Annotated in this window: 16 protein-coding genes; all 16 read right to left on the reverse strand. The window is 64.4% G+C overall.

Features of this window, described 5'->3' with window-relative positions; translation table 11 throughout:
- Positions 1-13 precede the first annotated feature (13 nt).
- Positions 14-556, reverse strand: coding sequence for a S26 family signal peptidase (locus BMI90_RS07175; RefSeq protein WP_078527660.1), 543 nt, complete (start codon positions 554-556; stop codon positions 14-16).
- Positions 553-1,074: a DUF2840 domain-containing protein gene (locus tag BMI90_RS07180; RefSeq protein WP_146671238.1), complete on the reverse strand. Its 522-nt coding sequence runs from the start codon at positions 1,072-1,074 to the stop codon at positions 553-555. The genes BMI90_RS07175 and BMI90_RS07180 overlap by 4 nt, the downstream gene beginning before the upstream one ends.
- Complete coding sequence (locus BMI90_RS07185; RefSeq protein WP_078527662.1) at positions 1,071-1,325, reverse strand: hypothetical protein; 255 nt, start codon at positions 1,323-1,325, stop codon at positions 1,071-1,073. The genes BMI90_RS07180 and BMI90_RS07185 overlap by 4 nt, the downstream gene beginning before the upstream one ends.
- Positions 1,322-1,975, reverse strand: a complete 654-nt coding sequence (gene parA, locus BMI90_RS07190; protein WP_078527664.1) for a ParA family partition ATPase — start codon at positions 1,973-1,975, stop codon at positions 1,322-1,324. The genes BMI90_RS07185 and parA overlap by 4 nt, the downstream gene beginning before the upstream one ends.
- Positions 1,972-3,147, reverse strand: a complete 1,176-nt coding sequence (locus BMI90_RS07195) for a replication initiator protein A (protein WP_078527666.1) — start codon at positions 3,145-3,147, stop codon at positions 1,972-1,974. The genes parA and BMI90_RS07195 overlap by 4 nt, the downstream gene beginning before the upstream one ends.
- Before the next feature lie 18 nt (positions 3,148-3,165).
- Positions 3,166-3,447: a helix-turn-helix domain-containing protein gene (locus BMI90_RS07200; protein WP_078527668.1), complete on the reverse strand. Its 282-nt coding sequence runs from the start codon at positions 3,445-3,447 to the stop codon at positions 3,166-3,168.
- Between the two features lie 137 nt (positions 3,448-3,584).
- Positions 3,585-4,127 carry a DUF2285 domain-containing protein gene (locus BMI90_RS19125; protein ID WP_348638924.1) on the reverse strand — a complete coding sequence of 181 codons (543 nt, stop codon included), beginning with the start codon at positions 4,125-4,127 and terminating at the stop codon, positions 3,585-3,587.
- Positions 4,128-4,465: 338 nt separating this feature from the next.
- Complete coding sequence (locus tag BMI90_RS07210; RefSeq protein ID WP_078527670.1) at positions 4,466-4,735, reverse strand: DUF2285 domain-containing protein; 270 nt, start codon at positions 4,733-4,735, stop codon at positions 4,466-4,468.
- Positions 4,736-4,834: 99 nt separating this feature from the next.
- On the reverse strand, positions 4,835-5,083 hold the full coding sequence (locus BMI90_RS07215) for a helix-turn-helix transcriptional regulator (protein WP_009573769.1): 249 nt from the start codon (positions 5,081-5,083) through the stop codon (positions 4,835-4,837).
- 194 nt (positions 5,084-5,277) lie between these two features.
- Positions 5,278-5,601: a DUF736 domain-containing protein gene (locus BMI90_RS07220; RefSeq protein ID WP_078527672.1), complete on the reverse strand. Its 324-nt coding sequence runs from the start codon at positions 5,599-5,601 to the stop codon at positions 5,278-5,280.
- A gap of 555 nt (positions 5,602-6,156) precedes the next feature.
- On the reverse strand, positions 6,157-6,594 hold the full coding sequence (locus BMI90_RS07225; RefSeq protein ID WP_078528119.1) for a hypothetical protein: 438 nt from the start codon (positions 6,592-6,594) through the stop codon (positions 6,157-6,159).
- Between the two features lie 133 nt (positions 6,595-6,727).
- Positions 6,728-7,654: a DUF2493 domain-containing protein gene (locus tag BMI90_RS07230; RefSeq protein ID WP_078527674.1), complete on the reverse strand. Its 927-nt coding sequence runs from the start codon at positions 7,652-7,654 to the stop codon at positions 6,728-6,730.
- 343 nt (positions 7,655-7,997) lie between these two features.
- Positions 7,998-9,044 (reverse strand): toprim domain-containing protein, encoded by a 1,047-nt coding sequence (locus BMI90_RS07235; protein WP_078527676.1) that lies wholly within the window; start codon positions 9,042-9,044, stop codon positions 7,998-8,000.
- Entirely contained in the window at positions 9,044-13,360 is a 4,317-nt protein-coding gene (locus tag BMI90_RS07240; RefSeq protein WP_078527678.1) for a strawberry notch-like NTP hydrolase domain-containing protein, read from the reverse strand. Before BMI90_RS07240 ends, BMI90_RS07235 begins: the two co-directional genes overlap by 1 nt.
- Positions 13,361-13,517: 157 nt before the next feature.
- A complete protein-coding gene (locus tag BMI90_RS07245; protein ID WP_078527680.1) occupies positions 13,518-14,162 on the reverse strand; it encodes an antitoxin of toxin-antitoxin stability system in 645 nt (214 codons plus the stop codon).
- Positions 14,155-14,571 (reverse strand): hypothetical protein, encoded by a 417-nt coding sequence (locus tag BMI90_RS07250; protein WP_078527682.1) that lies wholly within the window; start codon positions 14,569-14,571, stop codon positions 14,155-14,157. The genes BMI90_RS07245 and BMI90_RS07250 overlap by 8 nt, the downstream gene beginning before the upstream one ends.
- Positions 14,572-14,601: the final 30 nt, after the last annotated feature.

A 14,601-nucleotide genomic window follows, 5' to 3' on the forward strand; every position in this document is an offset into this window, starting at 1 on the left:
CATGAACGCGCCGTCACCTCTCCGGCGCGCGCCAGACGAGGCAGCCATCGCCACCTTCGTCGGTGAACAGTGGACTGGCCCGGCCGATCACTGCCGAGGTGGGGAACGGACCGAAGTAGCGGCCATCGAAGCTGTCAGAGACCGCCGGGTTCATCAGGAAGACCTCGCCCTCTACGATGGTGCGGCAGCCTTGCCAGACGGGAAGATCGCGGCCCTGGCTGTCGCGCTCTCGCGCCTCCCCCAGGTGTCTGCCATCGACGGTGATCGCGGCGCCGTCACGGCAGACCCGTTGTCCCGGCAGCCCGATGACGTGTTTCAGGATCGGCACATCGCGACCGACATAGCCGCGCGCGACCATGAAGCCTGCAAAGGGTTCGGGTGGCATGACCGCGACCAGATCTGGCACCGCGAGCCGATCCGTCGGCGCGATGGTGTAGAAACCAATCGGCACGCTGGCCGAGGCGTTCCAGACCAGCCGTGGCGCAGCCGGAATGCTGCCGGCGATGACGGTGGTGAGCGCCGCGACCGTCGCCATGATGTAGCGGGCACGGGTCATTTTCCGATCTCCCGACGCCGGAGCCATGCGGCATGGCGTTCCGCCGTATAGGGTCGCGGCGCTTCGCCCGCCTTCATCCAGTGCCCGACATGACGCCAGTGGTCGGGATCGACCTCGGCAGGGTCGATGCCAAGACCCTCGGTCGCATCGACATGACGCAGAACCTCTTCGACCTTGGGCCAACCTTCGATCTTCAATAAAATCTCGCCACCGGGGCGTACGAAGGGCAGCGTCTGGTAGGAGTTGCCAGCCGCGATCGCGCGAACAATGTCGATGCGCGAGACAACGGTGCCGTAGTCATTCGCCGCCCAACGGACGAAGCCAAACACGGCGCCGGGACGGAAGAAGACGATGCGGCGGCTGCGGTCGAGGATCTGCGTTCCGGCCTCCTGGCCGAACCTGATCCAGAACTCGATCCGCTTCTCCACCCAGGTCAGTTCCACGCGCGTCAGCTCGCCGCGGAAACGGGCGTCGAACGATCCGTCTCCGGTCACGCCGGAGATCACAAAGCCGGTCATTGAGGTTCTCCTTCGGGTTTCGGATATTCGCGCCCGAGCAACTCGCGCAGCATGTCAGCGACAGTGACGCCTCGGCTGAAAGCTGCGACCTTGATGCGACCGCGCAGGTCCGGGGTGATGTCGATGGTGAGCCGGGCCGTATAGATCGCCGCCGCGCGACCCTGTGCGGATGGCGCCTCGCCAGCCTTGATCCAGGTCTCGGCATCGACTGGCCGCGCGGCGAAACCACGCTTGTCATTGCGCCCGGTCATACAGCCACCTTCCCAAGACCGAGGCGCCCGATCTCAGACGTCAGCGCCGCGATCTCTCGGGCAGCAGGCGATTGACGGTCGATGTCACTGGCGAGGCGACCGGTTTGCGCCGCATCTGCAAAGACAACGCGCTGACCAATCGTGCTGGCAAGCACAGGAGGATTGTGATCCGCCAGCGCCTCGGCGGTGTCCCGGGCGATGACGGTGCGCGCGCCGCAGCGGTTGAGCAGGAAGCGGGCGACAAGTTCCGGCCGATAAATGCGGGCCTCCCCAAGGAGGGACAGCATCTCGGCAGAGGCCCAGCCATCGAATGGCGAGGGTTGTACCGGGATCAGCACCAGATCGGCGGTGAGAAGCGCTGAGCGCATGAGCCCGGCAACACGCGGTGGGCCATCAATAACGACATGATCGACTGTGCGGGCAAGTTCGGGGACTTCGCGGTGCAGGGTGTCACGGGCCAGGCCGAGGGTGCCGAAGAGCCGCGGCAGACCTTCGCGGGCGCGTTGCTGCGACCAGTCCAGGGCGGAGCCTTGCGGGTCGGCATCGATCAGGGTGACACGCTTGCCCTGTATCGCCAATTCACCAGCAATATGGAGCGCCAGCGTCGTCTTGCCGACGCCACCCTTCTGATTGAGCAGAGCGATGATCATGCGCCACCTCCCGGCACTTCGAGAGGAAGGCGGGGCGTATCTGGATGATCGGAGGCTGCTGCGACACCCTGATCGGAAGCCGTTCGCGGCACCGATGGGGCGACGGCTGCCTTCGTCTTACCGGCCAGGCTGAGGCTTTTTGCGGTGGCACGGATGACGTTTTCCACATCACGCGCGCGCTCTTCAAAGTTAGACTCTTTGTTAGACTCTAAGTTAAGGGGGCGATTTCCGCTTTTGCTTCCGTGCGTTACCCCCTGTTTGGGTTCCTGATAGCACGAGCCTCCGGTTCCCGATAGCACGATAGCCCGGGTTCCCGATAGCACGAGCCCATTCACAGGTTTTCCACAGCCCGGAGTAGGCTCGAAAGCCAGCAGCTTGCGACCACCAACTTCAGTCTCGAGAAAGAGCGTGTAGCCCGGCAGCGGCTGCCGCTGGATGATGTCGCGAAGCTCGAAGGCGAAGCGCTTGAAGGGGGACAGCGCCCCGGACTTCTGGTGAAGATGATGGAAGTCGAAACGCCAACCGTCCCGTTGCCTGCCACCATGCTTGCGCACCAGGCGATAGAGCCAACGGTCGAGCCCGCCGGTCAGGTCGAAATACGCCCGATCAATGGTGAGGACGAGTGCATTGTCGAGCGCGGCCCGGTAGAACCAGTCGGGCACGATCAGCTCGATGCCGTCCGGGCGCCCATCCCTGTCGCTGCGCTCCTGCCATTCGTTGATCCAGGAGAAGCGGTGCCGGCGTCCTTCAGCCGGCTGCCGGATCGAGGTGGAGATTGTCGTCGACTGCAGACGATCCAACGCCGCCTTCAGGCGCTGGTAATCCCGCGCACTGGTTCCGCGACCGACATAGGTGAGGATCTCGTAAGGGGTGGCGGCCATCAGCCGGGAGGTGCGCAGCCCCGCGTCACGCGCCTCGACGATCTGGCTCGCCGCCCAGATCAGGATGTCGGCATCCCAGATTGTGGCCATACCGTGATCGGGAACGGCCTCGACCCGAATGCTGACGCTGCCAGCGGCAAAGTCGATCGGCGCAACACGCTTAGACTTGGCGAGGGAAAAGAAGGGATAGGCCATGAGGTCCTGCGCATCTCTGGGGGCGAAGTCACCGGGCAGCGCGCGGAACAGATCGAGCTGTCCGCGCTCGGAGCGGGGTTTGCGTCCATCGGTCATGACGGCATTGCCGCTGCGTCAGCGCACGAAGCGGCCGGGCTGCTGGAGGTTCGGGAGCGTGTGGCGTTTCGCTGGCAGCACCTGTCCGCGCGGGTCGGAGGTCGAGGTGACAGCGCCGCGTCCAACCCAGGCCTGCAGGTCCTCGATCGCATAGACCACGCGTCCGCCCAGCTTGTGGTAGGCGGGACCGGTGCCATAGGTCCGGTGCTTCTCCAGCGTCCGAGCCGACAGGCTCAGGAACTGGGCGGCTTCCTTGGTGCGCAGATAGCGCGGGGGAAGTTCGGTTGAGATAGCGGACATCGGGCGTCTCCCTACTGTGTGTGACCAGTGCCGCGAAACAGCGGCTGATGACGGTCACGATGGCGAAGCGCGTCCGGTCAGATGCAGTGGGGAGTTGGCAGGGGTAAATCCGCACACCGCGGCGCGGGATCGCCGACCTAAAGGCGGCGCTGGTGACGCAGGAGCTTGCGATAGCCGCCTGCGATCAGGTCACGTCCCTCGCGAAGGAGGCTGGAGACGGCAAAACGGGCCGAGGACACCTGCCATTCATCGCGGCCCAGGTGACCGGTACGGAACAAGACCTCGGCGATCTGCTTCTGGGTCGCGCCATGGAAGGCTGCGTCGGAGGCTTGAAGGACACGCCGCAGGCGCGCTTTCTGCTGCGCGGTCAGGCGGGTGTCGCGGGGGATGGATCGACGTCGATGCTGATCCGCCAGGAGCCGCTGGATTGCTTCGATGCGGTCGAGCCCCTCGAGGCCGAGAGGAACGGTGGCCACAAGCCGACCACGGTCTTTCAGGGGAGCGACGAGATGCAGGTATGTCCCGTCCGGCAGCCTGTGGCGCAGGTGCTTGCCAATGGGGGACGCCCTGCCCGTCGGGGCGACTATTTCACTACCGGGGGCGTCTGACTCTTCGGCCAGTGCCTCGGGGGCGGCAACGAGCACCACGACACCTGTATCGACCGCCGGACACCAGAACACCTCCGCAACGGAGGCGGGCAGCCCGGGCCGGATCGGGAAAGCACAACCCCCATCGACGGCCGACCTGATCCATCAGATCAACCCTCTCCGGGGGTTCTCCTGCGAGCTTTGCGTAATCATGCTGATATTCGGGATTGCGGCGCAGACATTCCCAGCCGAGGTCCGGCGCAGCCAGATCATCGAGATAGTCGTAGGCGGCCTGGTCACGCCAATTCGAGCGATCAGGTTGCATGGCATCGCCTCTCCCCTGGGTTGATCACAAGAAAGGATTCCAAGAGATCAATCACTTGGGAAGCCCGCCGCAAGGCATCAGGTGATGCGCGCGGCGCATCACCTCCTCAGGCGGTTCGCCCCGCCGCCAACTGCCGATACCCTTCCGAGCTCAACCAACGCGCGCGTTCAAGATGTGCGTCATGGACCAGGCGCACCCGCTCCGGCTCTTTCTGCGCATCGAGACCCAGGATGATCTGCGCCGCCTCCTGCCAGCTCGCACCCTCGCCTGCAGCATCGAGCAAACGCATATACTGCGTCATGTGACGACGGTCATACTCCGTCACCACATCCCCCTGCGGCGGCACATCCTGCAAGCTGCTGATTGTCACGCGCATCCCCACGGCATTTGCTGCACATCCTTAGCACAGCCAGTTGACAGTTTTGTGAGCACGGCAATAGCGCAATTCGGCTCTCTGCAAAACCTGCCGGAAAGGTCAGGCCTTCGAGGCAGCCTTCGCCTGAACATGCATCACTCCTATCCCCTGGTCGGAGTTCAGGAGCAGAATGCCATTCGCCTCGAAAGCCCGTCGGACCTGATCGCGCGTGGTCTCATAGACCTCGAGCCCGCTTTCGGACTCGAGGCGCTTGAGCGCGGTCAAAGATACCCGGGCCTCATCCGCCAGCTGCTCCTGTGTCCAGCCAAGAAGCGCCCGCGCGGCCCGTGATTGTCGGGCGGTGATCATGCAGATCACCTCCCATCCGGCCCGGCGCAAACGCCAGAACTACGACTATTATAGTCGCTTATCGGAATTTCACCACCAAAATTCTGACGTGTTTACATCGCGTTTTCGCTTTGGCGTCGCATATTTCGGGAACTGATTCGGTTGCCCGGCTTGGCGGTCGGCCCCGGCCTTTCGACCGGGGCCTCGCGACAGCGTTATTCGCCGCGGCGACCGTTGGGGCGGGACCAGATCAGAGCGTAGCTCTCGCCGTCCTCGTCGTCGAAGAGGTTGGCGTAGATCGGGGCGGTGAAGCTCGGATCGTCGAGCTTGAGGCCCAGATAGTCGCGGCCCTCATTGGACCGCTTGGACCAGGCGGCGCCGATCTCGGCGCGGCCGACCAGGACCCGGTGGCTGGGGGCGTTCTCGCCGGTGGCGCGGGTGTCGGGAACGATGCGCACGCCCTGGACCTGGACGCTGAGGGTGACGATTTCGCCGGTGAATTCGTTGCCGGTCTTCTTGAAGGTGCCGATGGTTGCCATTTTAAGTCTCCGTTTTCCGTTTCCGGGTCCGCACCATTGCGGCCCGATGGCGATCGACAGGCCGGAGACGACCGGCGGCGCACCCCCGGCGTGCCGGGGGCAGGACAGCAAAGGCAGAACTTTCTTGTTCCGCGCGGAATGGGCGCAGCCCAGGGGAAGAAAGTTATGGCGGCGCTGTTGCGCCAAGCCGGTCGAGGCGTAGCTGATCTTCGGCCAGATCAGGCCATTGAAAGGGCCGGATGGAGCGGACATGGGACGGGTCAGAACGGAGACGATGGCAACCGTGGATGCTCATCAGCCTGACCGGCCTTTCCACCGGCGGGTTTGTTCACCCGCGACAGGCCATGCGCGTCGTTCTCCAGGTGCCCCGCCCGACGTGCCCCCGCAATCACGGGTGCGACCTGCCGCTCGAACGCTCCGCCATTCCCTCCGCACGGCCACGGGCAGCGACGCGGGCCTCAAGCCGATCCGCACACCGCCCCATACCGGCAATCTGAGGATTGGGATGACAGTCCAGCACTGATCAGGCCCCGCCTCATCGGATCGCCTGCAGTGTCAGGCGCTTACGGGAGAGCTGTCCGAAGGCTCGGCTGCCGAACCGGCAATGCGGAGAAAGGCGGAAACGCCTACAGCGCCAGCGCCGATGACGGCGAAGATCATCTGCCAGGTCTCCGAGGGCATCATGGCCCTGGCGATCCCGAGGGTTGCGTGGAAGCCAGCGAGCACCGCCGGCACCACGAAGATCAGCGCGATGACAAACCGCGCCCAGAGCGGGCGCACGAGCATGATCAGCGCCTGACCGATGGCAAGCGTCAACCCTGCGGCGAATCCGCCGACGAGGATTGCACCGAACCAGCCTGCGCCGGTTCCATAGGCCCAAATGCCGGTATGAAGTCCGACGAGGAACGGCAGGGCGAAGACCGCGAGGTTGAACACCAACCAGCACAGGCCCGCAATGGCCGCGAAAGATGTAAGGATTCCGAGAACGATCACGGTGGAGTCTCCCGTTTGACTTGGAACGGTCGCGCCTTCCACCACCACCATGGCGCAAGGCGAACATAGCATGAAATCGCCCGGCATGGCGAGAGTTCTGCCGGGCATGGTATCGATGGATTGCAGGCAGCGCTCACGCGCTGCCCTCCGCGAGGCGATAGACCGGGATACCCATCTTGCGGGCCTTGTCGGCGAGGTTTTCCTGGATACCCGTTCCGGGGAAGATGATGACCCCGATCGGCATGGTATCGAGCATCCGGTCGTTGCGCTTGAAGGGCGCGGCCTTGGCGTGTTTCGCCCAGTCGGGCTTAAAGGCGACCTGCGGCACCTTGCGGTTGTCGGCCCAGGTGGCTGCGATGCGCTCGGCGCCTTTCGGACTGCCTCCGTGCAGGAGCACCATGTCGGGGTGCTTGGCATGCACCTGATCGAGCCTGGCCCAGATCGTGCGGTGATCGGTGGTGTCCCCGCCCGAGAAGGCGATCTTTGGTCCGGCGGGCAGCAGCACCTCGTTGTCGGCCCTGCGCTTTGCGGCGATGAAGTCGCGACTGTCGATCATGGCCGAGGTCATCTGGCGATGGTTGACCCGTGATCCGGAGCGCGGTGACCAGGGCGTGCCTGTGCTGCGCAGGTAGAGGTCGGCGGCGGTATCGCGGAAAGTCTCCATGCTGTCGCGGCGCTCGATCAGGCTCTGGCCGATACCAATCAGGGTTTCGAGCTGGACGGATATGACCTCGCTGCCGTCCTGTTCGCGCTGAAGGCGCTTCTGGGCCTGCTCGTTGTCATCGAGTTTGCGTTCGATCCGCTCGACGGCGCGGTGGAAGGTATTGACGGTGGACCACATGATCTCGTCGAGGTCGAAATCGAGGCTGGTATCGGCCATGGTGGAAATCAGGGCATCGAAGATGTCGGCAACCGCACCCTGGATGGCGGTGTCCTCGGGCGTGATCCGGGGATCGGCCTCGCCCTCGGCGGGACGGTAGCCATAGAGTTCGAGCGCTTCGATGGCATGGCCGGTGGGAGACGTGCTGTGATCGGGTTCGAATTCGTCATGGGCATACATGGGATGTGTCCTTCGGCTGGACCGCGACCGTCGCGGCCTTCATGGCGACGACAAGCCCACGGGCGCTCCGGTCTGGCAGTCCGAGCCTCTGGCGAGGGCCTTGATGGCAAAGCCCGGCTGATTTGTTTCGCGCTGTAAAGGCGGGGGAGACGGGGTCCCCACGCGACCTGTCGCGTGGGGTGGCGGGCCGCCGACGGAAATCAGTCGGGCGCCGCCATTGCCGGGCCGGAGTGTTTGTGGGCCGCTCGCCCTCTCAAGAAGGCCAAGGCGCGGCCCCCTTGCCGAGGTGCCGCAACCCCTTACCCATGGCGGGATCGGTTCCCCCGCTCACGGCCCTCTCTGGCTATGGTGCGCGCGACATGAAACGGCTGACGTCCTCAGGAGCGATCTGTACCCGGATCTGCGCCCGAAGCGCCTCCAGGCCGAGGCTGACAAGATCGTCGTTGAAATCTCCCAGCATGGGCGAAAGCGTGATCGCCTCGATCCCGGCTCCGATGGCCCGGTCCACCAGGCTGTCCCGTGCGGCGTCGCCTGCCGGATCGATGTCGCGGACGATATAGAGCCTGCGCAGATGCGGCGGGAACAGGACAGCAGCGAGATGCCCGGCCGAGAGTGCGGAGACCATCGGCATGATCGGCAATGCCTGCCGCAGCGAGAGGATGGTCTCGATCCCCTCGCCCGCTGCCATGACATCCTGCACCTTGCCAAACCGAACGGCGTTTCCGAGCAGGTCTCCCATTGCCTTTCTCGGCGGATCGATCGGCGCTTTCCCGGAGCCGTCACGTTGAAGCCAGGTGCGATGCACACCGGTGATCCTGCCTTCGAGGTCGGTGACGGCGGCGATCATGGCGGGCCAGGTTTCGGTTGGGCCGTCGCCCTCCGCACGCCAGTAGCAGGTCGGGTGGCACCGCAGATTTGCGGTTCCGCGTAAATCCGCAATGCCGCGTTGCCGTAAGTACGCCTCTGCGAGACTGCCGGTGAGCGGCTGCGTCATGCGCCAGAGGCGACGGGCGGCTTCGGACGATCCCGATGGTGCTGGCGGTGTTCGGGCTCGGCGGGACTCTGGCTCCGGTTCAGGATGCGGTAGACTGAGAAAGCGGCGGGCTTCTTCGGCAATGTCGGCGAAGTCGATGAGGCCGAGACTTTCGCCGATCACGTCGAGCAGATCGCCATGCTCGCCGGTCGATGCGTCAGTCCATTTTCCAGCCGCCCCCTTACCGGCCTCTGGCCCGGTCAGACGGACGAACATCGAACGACCGGGCGTGTTTCGCACATCCCCGACCTGCCAGTAATTGCCCTGCTTGCGCCCGTTCGAGAGGTAGTGGCGGCACACCACCTCGGCCTGTCGGGCGAGACGGTGTGCCAGTTCGGAAGCGTTGAGACGTGCCATCACGCAGCCACCCGCTCACCGATGCGCTCAACCGGGAAGCGATCGAGCAGTTTGCCGATGATCTCCGGCCCCGATGCATCGACGGGCACGAAGAAGCGCAGTTTCCACGAGATGATCTCGCTGAAGAGGCCATAGGCCCGCAGACGCTCGCGCATTGCGTCAGTAAAGCCGGTCAGTTCGACCCGGTTCGCGCCCATGACACGCGAGCGTCGCAGTTGCAACCCCTCGGCGAGATCAAGGATCGTGTGACCCTCAATCAGTGTGGCATAGGCCTCATCTGGCGTGATGCTGGTGGCAACCCCGCTGGTAGCGGCATTCGCTGCCCATGCGGGCGAGACACGGCGACCGATGATGCGTTCCCCCTCATCGGTTTGGAGCCGGTAGACCCGGGAGGACTCCTGCGGCAGGCGCTTCCATATCGGCAGCAAGAGCCCTGTCACCATATGCAGGATGCTGTCGGTGAACTCCGGCACCTCGGCCAGTTCCGCCTTCCAGGCCACGATGAAGTCGGCACGGTCGGCCTCGATCCAATGAGTCTCACCCATCGCACGCACCGGAATGTTCATCGCCTCCATGGGCCGGATCAGCCGCACGCGCCGTTCGATCTCGCCATCATCGAGCATGACGCTGGTGGTCGGGATCTGCACGGCGGCACGGCCGGATCGCTCGTTGATGAGCAATCTTGCGCGAGGATCATTCAGTTCCGCCAGGGCTGCATCGAGCGTGACCGGCTGATTGCGTTTGCGCTCGGTGAGCGTCAGGAGCCGGGTTTCCGCGCCAGTCCCCGGATGGGTGTGGATCACCTGCCGGTCTGTGACGATGAAGCTTTCGGCCTTCAGCGTTTCCAGCCCCATGTCATAGGTGCCGGATGCAATCGCCCCGTCGATCCGCGCCTGCAGAAGCTGCTCGAAGGCCGAGAACAGGATGCCCTGCAACTCGATGGTCAGCGCCAGCAGGCGATTGAGGAAGGTGGTGATCGGCGGCAGTTCGTCCTTCACACCGTTGCTGTCCATCAGCTTCAGGCCGGTGGCGGACTCAAACCGTTCGAGCGAGCATCCCTCGACCTTGCCGCGCACGATCAACAGGTAGAGCTGGCGCAACGCATCGCGGGCATAGGCGGATTCCAGATTGTCCTCGGGCCGGAACAGTCCCTGACCACCTGTCTGGCGCTGGCCGCGGGTGATCGCGCCCAGGGTGTCGAGGCGACGGGCAATCGTGCTAAGGAAACGCTTCTCAGCCTTCACATCCGTGGCGATGGGTCGGAACAGCGGCGGCTGCGCCTGATTGGTGCGGTTGGTGCGCCCGAGCCCCTGAATGGCGGCATCGGCCTTCCAGCCCGGCTCCAGCAGGTAGTGCACCCGCAGGCGCTGGTTCCGCGCCAAAAGGTCCGCGTGATAGCTGCGCCCGGTGCCACCGGCATCAGAGAAGACCAGAATGCGCTTCTGGTCATCCATGAAGGCCGCAGTCTCGGAGAGGTTGGCAGAAGGCGGACGGTTCTCGACTGCAAGACATGCGGACGCACCGTCGCCTTTGCGCACGATCCGGCGCGAACGTCCTGTGACCTCCGCCACCATATCCGTGCCGAAGCGCTGAACGATCTGGTCGAGCGCGCCCGGGACAGGCGGAAGCGAACCCAGCTGCTCCAGCATCTCATCGCGCCGGGCTACGGCTTCGCGGCTTTCGACCGGCTGGCCGTCCCGGAACACTGGCCGCGACGAAACATTGCCCTCGCTATCGGTGAAAGGCTCGTAGAGCTGCACCGGGAAGGAATGCTGCAAGTATGAGCCGACATATTCCCGTGGCGTGACGTCGACGGAGATGTCGCTCCATTCGTCGGTGGGTATCTCGGCCAGTCGCCGTTCCATCAGCGCCTCGCCGGTCGAGACGATCTGGATGACAGCCGCATGGCCCGCCGCCAGATCGGCTTCGATCGAACGGATCAGCGTCGGGGTTTTCATCGAGGTCAGCAGGTGGCCGAAGAAACGCTGCTTGGTGCTCTCGAAGGCCGACCGCGCGGCGGATTTGGCCTGCCGGTTCAACGTGCCTTCACTGCCGGTGATATTGGCGGCCAGCATTGCGGCATCGAGGTTATTGTGAATGACGGCGAAAGCTCCGGCATAGGCATCATAAATGCGCCGCTGTTCATCCGTGAGCTGATGCTCGATCAGTTCATATTCGACACCATCATAGGAAAGCGAGCGGGCGGTGTAGAGGCCGAGGGACCGCAGATCGCGGGCCAAGACCTCCATGGCCGCAACGCCACCGGCTTCGATCGCCTCGACGAATTCGGCCCGAGTCTGGAACGGAAAATCCTCGCCGCCCCAGAGACCGAGGCGCTGCGCATAGGCGAGATTGTGAACCGTGGTGGCGCCGGTCGCCGAGACATAGACCACGCGCGCATCGGGCAGCGCGTGCTGGAGCCGCAGGCCCGCCCGTCCCTGTTGCGAGGCGGCGATATCGCCGCGGTCTCCCTTGCCGCCTCCTGCATTCTGCATGGCATGGCTTTCGTCGAAAATGATGACCCCATCGAAGTCCCTGCCCAACCATTCGACGATCTGCTTGACGCGGGAAACCTTCTCGCCCCGGTCATCGGAGCGCAGCGTGGCATAGGTGATAAACAGGATGCCTTCCGACAGCGTGATCGGCTTTCCCTGCGGGAAGCGTGACAGAGGTGTGACCAGCAGTCGCTCCATGCCGAGCGCCGACCAGTCGCGTTGCGCGTCCTCGATCAGCTTGTCGGATTTGGAGATCCAGACCGCCTTGCGGCGACCCCGCAGCCAGTTGTCGAGGATGATCCCGGCCGACTGACGGCCCTTGCCGGCGCCGGTGCCGTCACCGAGCATGAAGCCGCGACGGAACCGGACAGCGCCGGCAGCATCCTCGGGCGCGGCGCTCACATTGTCGAAATGCTCGTCCACGGCCCAGGCACCGGCGAGGTGATCGGCATGGGCGTCCCCGGCATAGATCACCGTTTCAAGCTGGGCGTCCGACAGACGGGTGCGGATGTCGGACGGCAGCATGGGCCGGTAGGACGGTTTTGGCGGCGCAACCGAGGCCATAGCGGCGGATTGCACCAGCTTGGTCGGGTGCGGCGCGGCGCCGGGAATGCGCAGCGATTGCAGCGCATATTCCTCATAGATCGCGTCCGACAAGCGCGCGCCCTCGGGCGGCGCCCAGTCCACGGTCTCATACTCGAGCTCCACCCCCTCGGGATCAGACGCTGGTGCGGCGGCGGGTCGGGACGCTGTGGCGCGAGCGAGATAACCGCGCACGGTCTTCGGCGCAGCTGCCGGCACGGGAGAAGCGACCTTCGGCAGCGACACCGGCAAGCGCAGCGGAATCTGGCTTTCGATCCAGCCGAGCAGCGTGACAACGTCGGGTGCGGTTCCTGCCGAGGCCGGGAAGACTGACGGATCGTCGGCGGGCAGTTTGTCGATCACCGTCAGCCGCGTGTCGATGCGGGTGCCATGTCTGGCGAAGACCGCGCCATCGATCGCCGCGGTGAAGACCACGCGGCCGCGGTCCTGCAGGCGCACGAAGGCGTCGCGCCAGGCTGGTGCTTCCGGTCCGAAGTTCGCGCCGGAGATCGTGACCAGCCGTCCGCCAGGAGCCAGCCGGGCCAGCGCCGAGGCAACATGGCGAAGGGAAGCATCCGCCATCCGTCCCTCGACATTGGCCATGACCGAGAACGGCGGGTTCATCAGCACCACGGACGGCACAGCCGCCGGGGTCAGATGATCGTCGATCTGGGCGGCGTCGAACCGGGTGACGGGAAAGGCCGGAAAGAGGGACGAGAGAAGATCGGCGCGGGTCTCGGCAAGTTCGTTGAGGATCAGCGAACCGCCGGCAGCCTGCGCCAGGATCGCCATCAGGCCGGTGCCCGCCGAAGGTTCCAGCACCACATCGTCCGGCGTGATCGCGGCCGCCGCCAGCGCGGCAAGGCCGAGAGGCAGAGGCGTGCTGAACTGCTGGAAGCTCTGGCTTTCTTCGGAGCGGCGGGTCTGCGTCGGCAGCAACCCGGCGATCTTCGCCAGCGGATCGAGCCGGGAAAGCGGAGGACCGGCTTTGCGGAAAAGCGCCTTTCCGTATTTGCGCAGGAACAGCACCGTGGCGACCTCACCGGCCTCATAGGCGAGTTTCCAGTCCCAGGCACCACTGGTGTCGGACGCACCGAAAGCAGTTTCCATGGCACTGCGGAGGTCCGCAGTATCGACGCGTTGACCGCGTTCGAGATGGGGAAGAATGAGATGGGCGGCGGCCAGGATCACGGGGGCCGGCTGGGTAGCCGGACCGGTCACGGGAGATGAGATATTCATGTCGGGGAACCTCGGAGAGCAGGAACGGGAAGACCCGGACGGCTCTCTCTCACCCACCCGGACCTGCCCCTTTTCGGCCCACCTCTCACTCTCAAAGCACAGCATAAAAAAAGCGCCCCGACCGGACGGCGGGGCGCTTGTCGGTGTCTTCTCGGGATCATCCGAAGCGGCAACCGGCTTCAGTGAAGGTGTAACCGTTGGCGATGATGGTCTCATCGACGACGTCATCCGACGACAGATAATCGTATTCGCGTTCAAGCTGGCAGTAGAGCCATCGAGCCAGATCACGCAGCGCCTCGATGATCGTCTCCTCGGCATCGGCGGTCATGTCCTGCCCGGTCGGGCTGTCTCGCTCCACCGAGATCGCCATGCAGTATTCGTGATAATAATGGCCGCGATGGGTGGTTTCGGCGCGAAGCTGGTAGAAATTACGCCGCTGGATCGCCTGAAGGGCGTCGGCGATGCGGTGAAGCGCGGTGTCCTGGGGGGCGTATTCCCTGATCCGGCGCGGAGCGTGTTTCTGGTAGGAATACCACGATTCAAAGCAGGCACCGTCCCCCTGAGAGGAAAAGCCCCGGAACCAGATGCAGGGTTCCTGCCGTGTGCCACCGCCCATCAACCGGACGGTGCGGGTCTTGAGGTTCAGCCCGAGGATTTCGGCGACGCGCTGGAAATCCTCATAGACGGCATCGTACCAGTCATCGTCGAAGCCACCTTCGCGATACCAGGCGCGGGCTTTGTCCCTGGCTGCATCGGAAAGTTCTTCGAGGTGATAGACAGTGATCTCGATAACCTCACTCATAGGGATTGCCTCCCTCCAGAACGATGGAAAGCCAACCATCGGTATTGATCCAGTCCACCGTCTCGCCGGTAGCGAGATCAAGGACGTGCGCCCCGCCGCCGAACCCGTCCACACGCGGCTTCGAGCAGGTATTGGCGTATTGCATCCCCCAAAGGCCGGTCAGCCCGAACTCCTTCGCGCAGCGTTTGACGAATTGGATGACATGCTCAGGATCGCCGGTGCCATCATCGCGCATCCAGAGCTGGGTTCCGCCATGCTCGGGTTGAATGGAGAGCAGGAAGCCGTCCGAAGGCGGATCCCCAGCGGCATTCTCATCCGAGAGCGCATTGTAGAGATCGAGCGCGCGGGCGGCCTGCTCGGGGGTGCCCACATCGAGCAGGCAGGAGAAATGGGTGAAATAGTCGGCCATGATGGTCTCCGGGCATGACATGGCCCGGCG

The organism is Thioclava sp. L04-15 (assembly GCF_002020275.1).
Lineage (GTDB): Bacteria > Pseudomonadota > Alphaproteobacteria > Rhodobacterales > Rhodobacteraceae > Thioclava > Thioclava marina.

What these genes read in the sequence shown, in the direction of transcription:
- BMI90_RS07175 (WP_078527660.1), bottom strand. Translation starts at nt 556, where the DNA reads ATGACCCGTGCCCGCTACATCATGGCGACGGTCGCGGCGCTCACCACC.
- BMI90_RS07180 (WP_146671238.1), bottom strand. Translation starts at nt 1,074, where the DNA reads ATGACCGGCTTTGTGATCTCCGGCGTGACCGGAGACGGATCGTTCGAC.
- BMI90_RS07185 (WP_078527662.1), bottom strand. Translation starts at nt 1,325, where the DNA reads ATGACCGGGCGCAATGACAAGCGTGGTTTCGCCGCGCGGCCAGTCGAT.
- parA (WP_078527664.1), bottom strand. Translation starts at nt 1,975, where the DNA reads ATGATCATCGCTCTGCTCAATCAGAAGGGTGGCGTCGGCAAGACGACG.
- BMI90_RS07195 (WP_078527666.1), bottom strand. Translation starts at nt 3,147, where the DNA reads ATGACCGATGGACGCAAACCCCGCTCCGAGCGCGGACAGCTCGATCTG.
- BMI90_RS07200 (WP_078527668.1), bottom strand. Translation starts at nt 3,447, where the DNA reads ATGTCCGCTATCTCAACCGAACTTCCCCCGCGCTATCTGCGCACCAAG.
- BMI90_RS07210 (WP_078527670.1), bottom strand. Translation starts at nt 4,735, where the DNA reads ATGCGCGTGACAATCAGCAGCTTGCAGGATGTGCCGCCGCAGGGGGAT.
- BMI90_RS07215 (WP_009573769.1), bottom strand. Translation starts at nt 5,083, where the DNA reads ATGATCACCGCCCGACAATCACGGGCCGCGCGGGCGCTTCTTGGCTGG.
- BMI90_RS07220 (WP_078527672.1), bottom strand. Translation starts at nt 5,601, where the DNA reads ATGGCAACCATCGGCACCTTCAAGAAGACCGGCAACGAATTCACCGGC.
- BMI90_RS07230 (WP_078527674.1), bottom strand. Translation starts at nt 7,654, where the DNA reads ATGTATGCCCATGACGAATTCGAACCCGATCACAGCACGTCTCCCACC.
- BMI90_RS07235 (WP_078527676.1), bottom strand. Translation starts at nt 9,044, where the DNA reads ATGGCACGTCTCAACGCTTCCGAACTGGCACACCGTCTCGCCCGACAG.
- BMI90_RS07240 (WP_078527678.1), bottom strand. Translation starts at nt 13,360, where the DNA reads ATGAATATCTCATCTCCCGTGACCGGTCCGGCTACCCAGCCGGCCCCC.
- BMI90_RS07245 (WP_078527680.1), bottom strand. Translation starts at nt 14,162, where the DNA reads ATGAGTGAGGTTATCGAGATCACTGTCTATCACCTCGAAGAACTTTCC.
- BMI90_RS07250 (WP_078527682.1), bottom strand. Translation starts at nt 14,571, where the DNA reads ATGGCCGACTATTTCACCCATTTCTCCTGCCTGCTCGATGTGGGCACC.